Genomic DNA, 13614 nt, shown 5'->3' with positions numbered 1-13614 from the left:
TTGAGCGCGTCGGACGGGGCGGGCGCGCGCGGCGCCCTGAAGGGTCGCGGGCCGGCGCGCCCGGCCGGACAGGAGGAGGCGGTCGAGGTGCCGCTGACCTTCGACGACAACCGCCTCGCGAGTCTCGTCTTCGGCCAGTACGACCAGAACGTCGCCCATATCGAGCGCCGGCTGGACGTGACCGCCACGGCGCTGGGCAACCATCTCGTCATCAAGGGGCCGGCCGACGCGGCCGAGACCGCGCGTCGGGTGTTCCAGAAGCTCTACGCCCGGGTGCGGACCGGCGGCAGCACGCTCACCCTCGGCGACGTCGACGGCGCGATCCGCGAGGCCACCGCCCAGGCAACGCTGTTCCCGGCCGAGGTCATCGCGGTCGAGGCCGACAAGCCGCATTTCGAGCAGATCGCAACCCGCAAGCGTGGGGCCGTGCGGGCGCGCAACCCGGCGCAGGACGCCTACATCAAGCTCCTGCGCACCAACGAGCTGGTCTTCGCCGAGGGACCTGCGGGCACAGGCAAGACCTGGCTCGCCGTCGGCCACGCCGTGTCGCTGCTGGAGCAGGGGCATGCCGAGCGGCTGATCCTGTCCCGACCGGCGGTGGAGGCCGGCGAGCGGCTGGGCTTCCTGCCCGGCGACATGCGCGAGAAGGTCGATCCGTACCTGCGCCCCATCTACGACGCCCTCTATGACTTCATGGAGGCGCGCCACGTCGACCGGGGCCTGCAGACCGGCACGATCGAGATCGCGCCCCTGGCCTTCATGCGCGGGCGCACCCTGACCAACGCGGTGGTGCTCCTCGACGAGGCGCAGAACACCACATCCATGCAGATGAAGATGTTCCTCACGCGGCTCGGCGAGGGATCGCGCATGATCGTCACGGGCGATCCCAGCCAGATCGACCTGCCGCCGGGCCAGAAATCCGGCCTCGTCGAGGCCGTCGGCGTGCTGGAGGGCGTCGAGGGGATCGGGCACGTGCGGTTCAAGGACGTCGACGTGGTCCGCCACGACCTCGTCCGCCGGATCGTCACCGCCTACGAGCACGCCGCCCACGGCGAGGCCGACGCCGACCGCAATCCGAACCCCCGGCGCCGGCCGCTGGCGTGAGCATGCCCCACGAGATCGACCTCGCCGTCGAGGATGCACGCTGGGAAATGGCGATTCCCGACCTCGAAGCCCTCGTCACCCGCGCCGTGGAGGCCGGCCTCGCCATCGCCCCCGGGGGACCGGAAGGCCCTATCGAGGTCAGTGTCCTGTTGACGGACGATACCGCGGTTCAGGACCTCAACCGGACGTGGCGCGGACAGGACAAACCGACCAACGTCCTGTCCTTCCCGGCCGCCCCGCAGCCCCGGCATGCCGGGGCCGCGACGCCGCTGGGCGACGTGGTCCTTGCTTACGAGACCCTGGTGCGCGAGAGTACCGAGCAGTCGAAGCCGCTCCAGAATCACCTCGCCCACCTTCTCGTTCATGGCACCCTGCATTGTCTCGGTCAGGACCACGAGATCGGCGAGGCCGAGGCCGATGCCATGGAAGCCCTCGAGGTCGCGGCGCTCGCGACGCTGGGCATTCCGGACCCTTATGCCTGAGCGCGCGACAACCGAGCGACCCCAGACCCGAGAGACATGAGCAACGATCGAAGTCGCGGCGCGGCCCTGGCCGCGCCCAGTTCCAACGAGGGCGAGTCCCAGAACCGGGAGCCCTGGTACGACCGCCTGCTCCAGGCGCTCCATCTCAAGCCGCGCGATTCCCTGCGCGAGGGCCTTGAGGAAGCACTGGCCGAGCCGGATGCCGGCGAGAGCGGCCTCACCCCGCTCGAGCGCATCATGCTCAAGAACGTCCTCGGCCTGCACAAGGTGCGCGTCGACGACGTGATGGTTCCCCGGGCCGACATCGTCGCCGTGTCGAACGACACGAGCCTCGGCGAGTTGCTCAAGCTGTTCCGCACGGCGGGACATTCCCGGCTGCCGGTCTACGGCGAGACCCTCGACGATCCCCGCGGCATGGTCCACATCCGCGACCTCGTCGATCACATCGCCGCCAAGGCCGAGCCGACGCGGCGCAGCGCACCCACCGTCGTGAAGCCCGCGGACACGGTGGCCGAGGGCGCGGCGGAGGCGTCCCCCACGCCGCGGCCGCGTCGGCCCGCGGTGCGCCTGCCGCGCGGGCTGGACCTCGGCAAGGTCGACCTGACGACGACGCTGGCAGCGGCGCGCATCCAGCGGCCGGTCCTGTTCGTGCCCCCCTCCATGCCGGCGATCGACCTGCTGGTGCGGATGCAGGCGACCCGCACCCACATGGCGCTGGTCATCGACGAGTATGGCGGTACCGACGGGCTGATCTCGATCGAGGACCTTATCGAGGTCGTGGTCGGCGACATCGAGGACGAGCACGACGTCGCCGAGGACAAGTATGTCCAACGTGTCGAGGGCGAAGGCGAGGTGTTCGTGGCCGATGCGCGCACGCCGCTGGCGGAGGTCTCGGAGGTGACGGGCGTCGACCTCGTAGCGGCCGTGGGCGAGATGGCCGAGGAGATCGACACGCTGGGCGGCATGATCGTGACGCTGGCGGGCCGCGTGCCGTCGCGGGGCGAGCTGATCGCCGGCCCGGGCGACCTCGAGTTCGAGGTGCTCGACGCCGATCCGCGCCGCCTGAAGCGGCTGCGGTTCCACAAGGGCGCGGCGCGGATCGGGACCGTCGTGCCGCTCGCCCTGCCCCCGCCATCGAGCACCCCGATCGCCGAGACGCCGCACCCGTGACGGTCGCTTCGTGACGGGCCTGGCGGATGGTTTCGCCCGGTCGCCTGCGGCGGCCGGCGCACCCATGCGTGGCCCGATGCGGGGTCCCATGTCGGATCCGGAGCGGGCGCCTGTGCCGCGCGCCGTCCTGGCGATCGCCCGGCTGGCCGGCTGGCGCCGGCTCGGGCTGGCGTGGCTCGCGGGCGTGCTCGGGGCGCTGGCCATGCCGCCCTACGGGATCCTGCCGGCCCTGGCCCTGTCCTTGACGGTCGCGGTCTGGCTCCAGGACGGGGCCGTCTCCGGGCGGACGACGCTGGGCCGGTTCCGGCCCTGCTTCCTGATCGGCTGGGCCTGGGGCTTCGGCTATCTCACCGCCGGCCTGTGGTGGCTGGGCCAGGCCTTCCTCGTCGAGGCCGATGAGTTCCTCTGGGCTTTGCCCCTTGGCGTCGTCGGACTGCCCTTCGCGCTGGGCCTGTTCTACGGCGCGGGGTTCGGGGCGGCGGGTCTGTTGTGGGGGCGCGGTCCGGCACGCATCGCGGCCCTCGCCTTCGGGCTCGGGGGTGCCGAATGGCTGCGCGGCCACCTGTTCACCGGCTTTCCCTGGAACACCCTCGGGATGGCCCTGGCGCAGAACCTCTGGCTGATGCAGTGGGCTGCCGTGATCGGTCTCTACGGCCTCACCATCCTGGCTGTGCTCGTCTGCGCGGCCCCCGCGACGCTTGCCACCGGGTCGCGTCCGCGTGCTCGGTTCGGACCGAGCGCCGCCGCCGTGATCGTGCTGGTCGGCATGGCCCTCTACGGCGCCGCCCGGCTCGGCTCRCCCGATCCGGTCGTGGCCGGGGTCCGGTTGCGCCTCGTGCAGCCCAACCTTCCGCAGGACGCCAAATTCCGGCCGGAGAACCGGGCTGACATCGTCGACCGCTACATCGAGCTGAGCCAGCGCCCGACCGAGGCCGGCGCCCCCGAGCCGACCCACATCGTCTGGCCGGAATCCGCCTTCCCGTTCCTGATCCAGCGCGATCCCGACGCGCTGGCCAAGGTGGCGGCGGGCCTGAAGACCGGGCAGGCGCTGATCACCGGTGCGGCCCGCGCCGAGGAGCCCCTGCCGGGTGAGCGCCTGCGCTACTACAACGCCGTGATGGTGATCGGGGCCGACGGCCGGATCTCCGACAGCTACGACAAGGTCCACCTCGTCCCGTTCGGCGAGTACCTGCCGGCGCCCCTCGACGCCGCCCTGCGGACGCTCGGCCTGCGCCAGTTCGTGGCCATCCCGGGCGGCTTCTCGGCCGGGTCGCGCGCCGGGCAGCGGATCCTGACGGTTCCGGGCCTGCCTCCGGTGGCGGCCACGATCTGCTACGAGGCGATCTTCCCGGGCGCGATCCTGCCCGCCGGGGTTGCCGCGCCGTCGCCGCAGCCGCCTGGGCTGATCCTGAACGTCACCAACGACGCGTGGTTCGGCGACACGCCTGGCCCGCGCCAGCATCTGGCCCAGGCGCGCCTGCGCGCCGTCGAGGAGGGTCTGCCGCTCGTGCGCGATGCCAATACCGGGATCTCCGCGGTGATCGACCCGCATGGCCGCATCGTCGCCCACACGGCGCTCGACGAGGAGACCTGGCTGGACGCGGACCTGCCCGCCCGCATCGTCGGCGGCACGCTCTACGGCCAGTTCGGCGATGCCGCCTTCGCGCTGATGCTCGCCGTCTGCCTCGGCGGGGCCGTCGTCGCACGGCGGCGGCCGTGAGGTCGGAGCCCGCTACCGCGAACCGTCTCCTGCTCGGCCTCGCGCTGATGCTGGTCGCGTTCAACCTGCGGCCGGCGCTCAGCACGGTCGGCCCCCTCCTGGCGACCATCCGGGACGAGACCGGGCTCGGGGCAGGCGGGGCTGCGATCCTGACGACCCTGCCGGTCCTGTTCCTCGGCATCGCCTGCGCGCTGGCCGCACCGCTGATCCGGCGGATCGGACCCGATCTCGCCGTGCTCGCCGGCTCGACGATCCTGGTGGCCGGCCTGACGCTCCGCGGCCTCGGCGGCCTCGTGCCGCTCTTCGCCGGCACGGCGCTCGCCGCCATCGGGATCGGCCTCGACAACGTCCTCCTGCCCGCCCTGGTCAAGCGCGATTTCGCCGGGAACGGCGGTCTGATGACCGGTCTCTACACGATGACCCTCTGCCTCGGCGCGGCGGCCGGGGCCGGTGCGGCGGTCCCGGTGGAGCACGCCCTCGCGGGCGGCTGGCCGTCCGCGCTGGCGATCTGGTCGCTGCCGGCGCTGGCCGCCGCCTTCCTGTGGATCCCCTTCGCCCGCAGGTCTGCTTCGACGAAAGCCCCTTCGATCGGTCGGCTGCTGCGCAGCCCGCTGGCGTGGTGGGTGACGGGCTTCATGGGGTTGCAGTCGTCCCTCGCCTACATCCTGTTCGGCTGGCTGCCCCTGCTGCTGCAGGGACGCGGCCTCTCTCCTCTCGATGCCGGCCTCTATGCCTCACTCACGACGCTGGTCCAGGCCCCCGGGGCGCTGCTGACGGCCACGCTGGCCGCCCGTGCGCGGAATCAGCGGGCTTGGATCGTCGCGATCCCGGGACTCACCGCTGCGGCCTTCCTGGTCCTCGCCTTCGGAGCGGATTCCCTGCGAATCCCGGCCGCCGGCGCGCTGGGCTTCGGCATCGGCGGCTGCTTTGGCCTCGGGCTCACCCTGATCGTCCTCCGTGCCGCCGACGCGGCGAGCGCCGCTGGGCTCTCGGCCATGGCGCAGGGCATCGGCTACACGGGTGCCTGTCTGGGGCCGCTGGCCTTCGGTCTCGCCCACGAGTCCACGGGCGGCTGGGGTGTGCCGGGAGCTCTGTTCGTGAGCGTTGCCATGGCCGCGATCCTCATCGGCCTCGCCGCCGGCCGGGACCGCAAGGTCAGCGTGGCCGAGCCCGAGACGCGGGGCGCAGCGGCTCAGCCGCTGACCTCGCTCCAGCCCGTGAACCCGGCCAGCGGCTCCTGGTCGTAGCGCGCCATCAGGTCGGTCGTCGCGGCCTGATCGGCGAGCCGGCCCTCCGCGGCCAGCCGTGCCAGTCCCTCGAAGAAACCCTCGCGGCCGAGCGCCGGCGCGAAGCTCAGGGTGAAGCGGAGCGGCTGGTCGCCGCGATTGGCGAAGGCGTGGGCGATGCCGGGCGGGATCAGCGCGAAGTCGCCCGGCCCGAGGTCGTGGTCGGCGTCCGCGACCCGGAGGGCGAGCCGGCCCGCTTCGACCGAGAAGGTCTCGGTCAGCCGCGCGTGGCGGTGCAGTCCGGCACCGGGTGTCCGCGGATCCATCGCGACCCGGTAGATGCCCAGGCCGTCGGCGGTCTCGTCGCTGCGGGCCAGATACGAGATCTGCATGCCGCCGATGACGGCGTTCGGGTCGAGCCCCCGGTGCACGACACGCGTCATCGCCGCCCCCGCCGAATGTTCAAACAAGAACCCCGCGCGGTCGCGAGACCGCGCGGGGCATCGATCGTCGTCGGGACCGCGCGGCTTACTCGGCGGCGACCCGGTGGGCCTGCGCGCCGTCCGTGTAGGTCTCGGACTGCAGGCGCTGGCCCGGGGCGGCGCGGCCCGGCAGCGGCGGCAGGGCCTTGGCCTTCTCCAGGTCGATCCCGGCGCCCTCGGCGACACGGCGGCCGTAATCCTCGTCGGCGTGCCAGAAGTGCCAGACCATCCGCAACTGGATCGGCTCCGGGCACTGCTTCATGTCGCCCACGAGGTTGGCGATCAAGTCGTCGCGTTCCCAATCCTGGAACGACCGGTAGCGCACGCCCGCCTGGGTGTAGTCGTCCTCGGTGCGCGAGGTCTGGTAGCGGCCGAGATTGCCCTGGACCGGCTGGTGATAGTCCTTCGTGGGCTTCGGAGCCTCGCGCAGGCCCTCGGCCAGGGTGGAGGGCTCGTAGTTGATGTGCTTGTTCGGGCCTGTGCCGTCGACCGTGTAGGCCATCTGACCGTCGCGCTGGTTCGAGTAGACCCGCACGCCGGGCTGCGGCGCGTTGATCGGCAGCTGCAGGTAGTTGGCGCCGACGCGGTAGCGCTGGGTGTCCGAGTAGGACAGCGTCCGGCCCTGCAGCATCTTGTCGTCCGAGAAGTCGATGCCGTCGACCAGAACGCCGGTGCCGAAGGCCGACTGCTCGACCTCGGCGAAGAAGTTGTCCGGCACGCGGTCGAGCACCATCCGGCCGCAGGGCAGCAGCGGGAACTGGTCCACCGGCCATAGCTTCGTGTCGTCCAGCGGGTCGAACGACAGGGGGTCGTTCGGGCCGTCCGGCATGATCTGCACGGCGAACTCCCATTCGGGGAAATTGCCGGCCTTGATGTTGTCGTACAGGTCGCGGGTCGCGTGGCCGACATCCTTGGCCTGGATCTCGGAGGCCTGTTGAGACGTCAGGTTCCGGACACCCTGCTTCGGGATCCAGTGGAACTTGCACAGCACCGCCTCGCCCTGGTCGTTGACCAGCTTGTAGGTGTTGACGCCCGAGCCTTCCATCTCGCGGTAATTGGCCGGGATGCCCCAGGGCGACTTCAGGTGCGTCACCATGTGGATCGACTCGGGGTGCTGCGCCACGAAGTCGAAGAAGCGCCACGCCTCCTGGCGGTTGGTCACCGGATCCGGCTTGAACGCGTGGATCATGTCGGGGAACTTGATCGCGTCGCGGATGAAGAAGACCTTGAGGTTGTTGCCCACGAGGTCCCAGTTGCCGTCGACGGTCTTGAACTTGACCGCGAAGCCGCGCGGGTCGCGCTCGGTCTCCGGGCTTTCCTTGGCGCCGGCCACGGTCGAGAAGCGCACGAACATCGGCGTCTTGACGCCGGTCTCGTTGAGCACGCGGGCGCGGGTGTACTTGGAGGCCGGCTCGTCGCCGATCTTGCCGTAGGCCTCGAACCAGCCGTGGGCACCGGCGCCGCGGGCGTGGACGACCCGCTCGGGGATGCGCTCGCGGTCGAAGTGGGTGATCTTCTCGATGAACTGGTAGTTCTCAAGCGTCGCAGGCCCGCGCTCACCGACCGTGCGGGTGCTCTGGTTGTCGCGGACCGGATGGCCCTGGCGGGTGGTCAGGATCGGGCGTTGATCGCTCATGCGTACCGTCTCTCCGTGCTGCGAAGGCTGTCGACCGACATCGCGGCCAACCTGGAACCGTTCTGGTCGGGGGTTATGACCCCGGCATGACCCCGTGGCAAATGCATCGTCACAAAGGTTCTGATAGGCAGAGCCTATGAACCTGGCGGGCCTCTCCCTGCGTGATCTCGAATACGTCGTCGCGGTCGCCGACGAAGGGCATTTCGGCCGGGCCGCCGAGCGCTGCAACGTCAGCCAGCCGACGCTGAGCGTGCAGATCCGCAAATTAGAAACCGCACTCGGCCTGTCTTTGTTCGAACGCTCGAACCGCAGGATCCTCCTGACCGAGGCCGGGCAAGGAATAATCCGTCAGGCGCGCGTGGTCCTGGCAGAGGCGCAGCGTCTCCTGGCGCTCGCCAGCGAGGGCCGCGGCTCGCCGCTGACCGGGCGGCTCGTCCTCGCCGCGATCCAGACGCTCGGGCCGTATTTCTTCCCGTTGGTGCTGCGGCCGCTCCGCGAGCAGTATCCGTTGCTGATGCTCTCACTGGCGGAGTCGCGGACCACCGAGATCGTCGAGGGTCTGCGCGACGGGCGCATCGACGCGGCGCTCGTGTCGCTGCCGGTGGCGCCTCAGGGGCTGACGGTCGCGCCGCTGTTCGTCGAGCCGTTCTGGCTCGCCTGCCCGGCGGAGCATGCCCTCGCCCGGGGCGGTGCCCTGTCGGCGACCGAGATCGGCGGTCCGGACCTGCTGCTCCTCGACGAGGGCAACTGCCTGCGCGACCAGACGATCGCGGCCTGCGGCGCCGGGACCTCGGCCGGCCGCCACGCCACGAGCCTGGAGACGCTCCGCTCGATGGTGGCCGCGGGCGCCGGCTACACGCTGCTGCCGGCCCTCGCGGTGCCTGTCCACCCCGATCCCAGCGGCCTGACGGTGACCCGTGCCTTCGCTGTCGACGGACCGGGACGCACCATCGCCCTGGTCTGGCGAGCGAGCGACCCGCGGGCCGCGGGGCTTATGAACCTCGCCGGCTTCTTCCGGGCGCACGCCCCCCCGGGGACGGCGGCCTGTCGTGACCGCGAGACGGCCCCATCCGAGGCCCCCACTCCGCGCGGTCGTGAATAGGATGGCGGGCCTTGCAGGTCTATCAGGCGGGTCCATCAGGATCGGGCGGAAAACGGGGAGCGGGCCGATGCGGCGCATGAGGGTCTGGGCCGTGCTGGCGCTGCTGGTCCCCGCTGGAGCCCACGCCGAGCCGAAGGACAGCTTCGCCCGGATCGATGAGATCAACCGCGCCTCCCTGGTGATGACGGTGGAAACCGGCATCGTCCCGCGCGCTCTGGCGGCCACCATTGCCCGCGCCCTCGATCAGGTCGCCGCCGACGCGGCGAAGCCGGGGGCCGACCGGCCGGACGACTACCTCCGGATCGAACCGCTGATCACCGCCGTCGCCGGCCCCGACGCCACCCGGATGCATGCGGGGCGCAGCCGCCAGGACATCATCCCGACGGTGCTGAAGCTCGACCAGCGCGACCGCCTCCTCACCCTCGCCAAGACCCTGGCCGAGACCCGCGCCGCCCTGCTGGCGGTGGCCGAGCGCGAGGCCGATACGATCGTCCCGGCCTATACCAACGGGGTCCAGGCCCAGCCGACGACGCTCGGCCATCTGTATCTGGGCTACGCGGCCGTGCTCGCCCGGGATTCGGACCGCCTGCGTGAGACCTGGGCAAGACTGAACCAGTCGCCCCTGGGCGCGGCCGCCCTCGGGACGTCGAGCTTCCCGGTGGACCGCAACCGGCTAGCGGCCCTGCTCGGCTTCGATGCGCCGGTGGAGAACAGCTACGATGCCGGACAGCTCGCGCCGATGGATATGGGGCTTGAGCTGACCGGGCTCGCGGCCAATCTCGCCACCACGGCCGGCAGCTTCGCGCAGGACCTCTACGCGCAGTATCATGAGACCCGGCCGTGGATCCTGCTGCGCGAGGGGGCGTTGACGGGGCCGAGCAGCATCATGCCGCAGAAGCGCAATCCGGTGGCGCTCTACGGTCTGCGCATGAAGGCCAGCGACGTCGTCGGGGCCGCACAGGCCTTCGCGATCATGGCGCACAACGTCGATTCCGGGATGCCGGACTACAAGCGCAACCAGGCCGAGCCCCCGGGGCATACCCTGGCCGAGGCCGCCGAGATGTGCCGGCGTTGGACCCGCGTCCTCGACGGGCTGGTGGTCGACCGGGCGCGCGCCGCCGACGAGGTCGCGGCGGATTACGCCACCACCACCGAACTCGCCGACACGCTCCAGCGCGAGGCGGACGTGCCGTTCCGGCTCGGTCACTACTTTGCGTCCGAACTGGTGAGCTACGGCCGCAGCCACGACCTGCGCCCGGCCGACCTGCCCTTCCCGGAGGTGCGGCGGATCTATGCAGAGGCGGCCGCCGGATCGGGGCTGACACCGGAGCTGCCCATCGATGAGGGCCGACTTCGGGCGGCTTTGTCGGCCCGGGGCATGATCGACGCCGCCAAGGGACTCGGCGGCCCGCAACCCGCGGAGGTCCGGCGGATGCTGGCCGGCGCCCGCGACCGGCTGGAGGCCGACCGGGCCTGGCTCGACGGCCGCCGCAAGGGTCTGGCCAATGCAAGGGCACGCCTCGACACCGCCTTCGCCGCCCTGACCCGCGAGCCCTGACGTTTGCGCGGGGCGGCCGTGTCGAAACGCTGCCGTGACAGGGCCAATATTGCGGTATAGCGCGCGCCTGACGCCTGCCGGCTGAAGCGGGCCACGCCCCGATCGGTCGCCTTGCCCCCTCTCCGCACCTTCGGCCTCTGGGCCGCCCTCGCTGCCGCGTCCGCGGTCCTCTCCTACGGACTGATGCGCGCGCAGTTCCCGGCCGCATTGCTGCTGGGGCCGATGATCGCGGCCATCGCCTTCGGGGTCGGCGGCTCGCGCCTGCGCGTGCCGCGGTCCGCCTTCCAGGCCTCGCAGGCGGCGATCGGCTGCCTCGTGGCGCACGCCGTCACCGGGCAGATCGCCCAGACCCTGCTGGAGGACGGCCCGCTCATCGTCGCGGTGGTGCTGGTGACCGTCGCGGTCAGCGGCCTCGTCGGCTGGATCCTCACCCGGCTGCGCGTGCTCCCGGGGACCACCGCGGCCTGGGGGTCGTCCCCCGGCGGCGCCTCCGCCATGGTGGCCATGGCGGAGGATTTCGGCGCCGACCCGCGCCTCGTGGCGTTCATGCAGTACGTCCGCGTCGCGGCCGTGGTGTTCTCGGCCTCGCTGGCCGCCCGGTTCCTGATGGAGACGCCGGTGCCGGGGGCCGCCGCCGGGGCCGGCGAGGTCACCGGCCCGCTCGCCCTGCTGGCGACCCTCGCGGTCGCCGTCGTGGGCGCGGGTGCGGCGCTCGTCCTGCGGGTGCCGGCCGGCGCGCAGGTCGGGCCGATGGTGCTCGGCAGCCTCCTCCACGCGACCGGGCTCGTCCGCATGGCGCTGCCGGTGCCGATCCTTGAGCTCGCCTATGCCTGCATCGGCATCTACGTGGGCCTGCGCTTCACCCGGGAGACCCTGCGCCTGACGGTCACGGCCCTGCCCGGTATCCTGGTGGCGACCTTCTCGGTCATCGCCCTGTGCGCGGCGTGGGGCTGGGGGCTGACCCTGCTCCTGCCGATCGACCTCCTGACCGCCGTCCTCGCCACCAGCCCCGGGGGCCTCGATTCCGTGGCGATCATCGCCGTCGGCTCGAAGGCCGACGTCTCCTTCGTGCTGGCGGTCCAGACCCTGCGCCTGTTCGTGGTGCTGCTCACCGGCCCGCTGCTCGCCAAGTGGATCAGCCGGTCGGTGCCGGAGACGGCCGTCCGATGAACGCCCTGGTCCTGGCCTTCCTCAATTCCTGGCGCGGCCTGCGCCACGGCGCCCGCACCGAGCGGGCCGTGCGGCAGGAGCTGATGCTCCTGGCCGTAGGCGTGCCGGTCGCCCTGGTCCTGAGCGGGACGCTGTGGGTGCGCATCGCCCTGATGGTCAGCCTGCTGCTGATGCTGGCCGCCGAGTTTCTCAACACCGCCGTCGAGAAGCTCTGCGACCATGTCCATCCGGGCCACCATCCGATGATCGGCACCGTAAAGGACCTCGCCTCCGCCGGCACCTTCATGGCGCAGATGGCGGCGCTGCTGGTCTGGGTGGCGGCCCTGGTCGACCGGCTGGGCTGACCTGCATCGCTCGGGGCGCGCTCGCATCCGCGGGCTGGAGGGTCTATCTGCCCGGCATAGCCCCGCGCATCGGCCGAGACCCAACACCGTGACGGACTACATCCGCAAGATCCTCACCGCCCGCGTCTACGACGTGGCGATCGAGAGCCCCCTCGATCCGATGCCGCGCCTGACGCAGCGCCTCGGGCGGCCGGTCCTCCTGAAGCGTGAGGACCTGCAGCCGGTCTTCTCGTTCAAACTGCGCGGCGCCTACAACAAGATGTCGGGCCTGAGCCCCGAGCAGATCGCCCGCGGCGTCGTCTGCGCGTCCGCCGGCAACCACGCGCAGGGCGTGGCGCTCGCCGCCGCCAAGCTCGGCGCGCGGGCCGTCATCGTGATGCCGCGCACCACCCCGTCGATCAAGGTCGAGGCCTGCCGGGCGCGGGGGGCCGAGGTCGTGCTGCACGGGGACGCCTTCGACGAGGCGCTCGCCCAGGCGAAGATCCTGGAGGCCGAGCAGGGCCTGACCTTCCTGCACCCGTTCGACGATCCGGACGTGATCGCCGGCCAGGGGACGATCGGCAAGGAGATCCTGCAGCAGCATACCGGGCCGATCGAGGCGATCTTCGTGCCGGTGGGCGGGGGCGGGCTCGCCGCCGGGATCGCCACCTTCGTGAAGTACCTGCGGCCCGGCACCAAGGTGATCGGCGTCGAGCCGGAGGATGCCGCCTGCATGGCCGCCGCCCTCGCCGCCGACACCCGGGTCAGCCTGCCCACGGTCGGCCTGTTCGCCGACGGCGTCGCCGTACGCCAAGCCGGCGAGGAGACGTTCCGGCTCTGCCGCGAGCATCTCGACGGGGTCATCACCGTCGACACCGACGCCATGTGCGCGGCGGTCAAGGACATCTTCGACGACACCCGCGCGATCTCGGAGCCCTCCGGCGCGCTGAGCCTGGCGGGCGCCAAGGTCTATGCCGAGCGCGAGGGTGGCGACGGCACCCTGGTCGCCATCTCGTCGGGGGCGAACCTGAACTTCGATCGCCTGCGGCACATCGCCGAACGCGCCGAGATCGGCGAGCAGCGCGAGGTCCTGCTCGGCGTCACCATCCCGGAGCGGCCGGGCGCCTACCGGTCCTTCATCCAGGCCCTCGGACCGCGGGCCGTCACCGAGTTCAACTACCGGCACGCGCCGGGCTCCGAGGCGCAGATCTTCGTCGGCATCAACGTCGCCGGCGGCAAGCGCGAGAAGCAGGGGCTGATCGCCTCCCTGCGCGAGGCGGGCTACCGCGTCCTCGACATGAGCGACAACGAGATGGCCAAGGTGCATGTCCGCTACATGGTCGGCGGCCGAGCCGTGGGCGTGGCGCACGAGCGGCTGTTCCGCTTCCAGTTCCCGGAGCGGCCGGGCGCGCTGATGAAGTTCCTCGAGGCGCTCGGTCCGGACTTCGACATCACGCTGTTCCACTATCGCAATCACGGCGCCGATTACGGCCGGGTTCTGGCCGGCATCGCGGTGCCGCCGGCTGATTGCGCCCGATTCGATTCGGTGATCGAGGCCCTCGGCTACCCGGCCACCGACGAGACCGAGAATCCGGCCTATCGCCTGTTCCTCGACGGTGAGGGTGTCGGAGCGGCGTGAGC

Annotated in this window: 12 protein-coding genes; 10 read left to right on the top strand and 2 right to left on the bottom strand. The window is 71.5% G+C overall.

Annotation, left to right across the window (positions count from 1 at the left end; genetic code table 11):
• The 5 genes from AC1DXK_RS04370 (at nucleotide 1) to AC1DXK_RS04350 (ending at nucleotide 5723) form a co-directional block, all read left to right on the top strand.
• The gene (locus AC1DXK_RS04370; RefSeq protein WP_457104003.1) at nucleotides 1-1104 is read left to right on the top strand and encodes a PhoH family protein; all 1104 of its coding nucleotides are present in this window, start codon (nucleotides 1-3) and stop codon (nucleotides 1102-1104) included.
• A gap of 2 nt (nucleotides 1105-1106) precedes the next feature.
• On the top strand, nucleotides 1107-1586 hold the full coding sequence (gene ybeY, locus AC1DXK_RS04365; RefSeq protein ID WP_457104069.1) for an rRNA maturation RNase YbeY: 480 nt from the start codon (nucleotides 1107-1109) through the stop codon (nucleotides 1584-1586).
• A 36-nt stretch (nucleotides 1587-1622) separates the two neighbouring features.
• Nucleotides 1623-2756, top strand: coding sequence for a hemolysin family protein (locus AC1DXK_RS04360; RefSeq protein WP_457104002.1), 1134 nt, complete (start codon nucleotides 1623-1625; stop codon nucleotides 2754-2756).
• A gap of 88 nt (nucleotides 2757-2844) precedes the next feature.
• Nucleotides 2845-4476 (top strand): apolipoprotein N-acyltransferase, encoded by a 1632-nt coding sequence (gene lnt, locus AC1DXK_RS04355; protein WP_477297001.1) that lies wholly within the window; start codon nucleotides 2845-2847, stop codon nucleotides 4474-4476.
• On the top strand, nucleotides 4473-5723 hold the full coding sequence (locus AC1DXK_RS04350; protein ID WP_457104000.1) for an MFS transporter: 1251 nt from the start codon (nucleotides 4473-4475) through the stop codon (nucleotides 5721-5723). The genes lnt and AC1DXK_RS04350 overlap by 4 nt, the downstream gene beginning before the upstream one ends.
• Here AC1DXK_RS04350 and AC1DXK_RS04345 read toward each other — a convergent pair.
• Both AC1DXK_RS04345 and AC1DXK_RS04340 read right to left on the bottom strand, forming a co-directional pair.
• The gene (locus AC1DXK_RS04345) at nucleotides 5669-6145 is read right to left on the bottom strand and encodes a cupin domain-containing protein (protein ID WP_457103999.1); all 477 of its coding nucleotides are present in this window, start codon (nucleotides 6143-6145) and stop codon (nucleotides 5669-5671) included. The two genes, AC1DXK_RS04350 and AC1DXK_RS04345, sit on opposite strands and share 55 nt — an antisense overlap.
• An 85-nt stretch (nucleotides 6146-6230) precedes the next feature.
• A complete protein-coding gene (locus tag AC1DXK_RS04340; protein ID WP_457103998.1) occupies nucleotides 6231-7820 on the bottom strand; it encodes a catalase in 1590 nt (529 codons plus the stop codon).
• A 136-nt stretch (nucleotides 7821-7956) separates the two neighbouring features.
• Between AC1DXK_RS04340 and AC1DXK_RS04335 the strand changes: the two genes are divergently transcribed.
• The 5 genes from AC1DXK_RS04335 to ilvA all read left to right on the top strand — a co-directional run bounded on the left by AC1DXK_RS04335 (nucleotide 7957) and on the right by ilvA (nucleotide 13612).
• On the top strand, nucleotides 7957-8922 hold the full coding sequence (locus AC1DXK_RS04335) for a LysR substrate-binding domain-containing protein (RefSeq protein WP_457103997.1): 966 nt from the start codon (nucleotides 7957-7959) through the stop codon (nucleotides 8920-8922).
• 67 nt (nucleotides 8923-8989) lie between these two features.
• Nucleotides 8990-10480, top strand: coding sequence for an argininosuccinate lyase (locus AC1DXK_RS04330; RefSeq protein ID WP_457103996.1), 1491 nt, complete (start codon nucleotides 8990-8992; stop codon nucleotides 10478-10480).
• 111 nt (nucleotides 10481-10591) lie between these two features.
• Nucleotides 10592-11650, top strand: coding sequence for an AbrB family transcriptional regulator (locus AC1DXK_RS04325; protein ID WP_477296998.1), 1059 nt, complete (start codon nucleotides 10592-10594; stop codon nucleotides 11648-11650).
• Entirely contained in the window at nucleotides 11647-11994 is a 348-nt protein-coding gene (locus AC1DXK_RS04320) for a diacylglycerol kinase (RefSeq protein WP_457103994.1), read from the top strand. Before AC1DXK_RS04325 ends, AC1DXK_RS04320 begins: the two co-directional genes overlap by 4 nt.
• Before the next feature lies 1 nt (nucleotide 11995).
• Nucleotides 11996-13612 carry a threonine ammonia-lyase, biosynthetic gene (ilvA, locus tag AC1DXK_RS04315; RefSeq protein ID WP_457104068.1) on the top strand — a complete coding sequence of 539 codons (1617 nt, stop codon included), beginning with the start codon at nucleotides 11996-11998 and terminating at the stop codon, nucleotides 13610-13612.
• The last annotated feature ends 2 nt before the right edge of the window (nucleotides 13613-13614 follow it).

It is taken from the genome of Methylobacterium sp. P3_A11 (assembly GCF_056403155.1).
The sequence above is the reverse complement of the archived record's forward strand: the minus strand, read 5'-3'. Positions and strand labels throughout refer to the sequence as shown.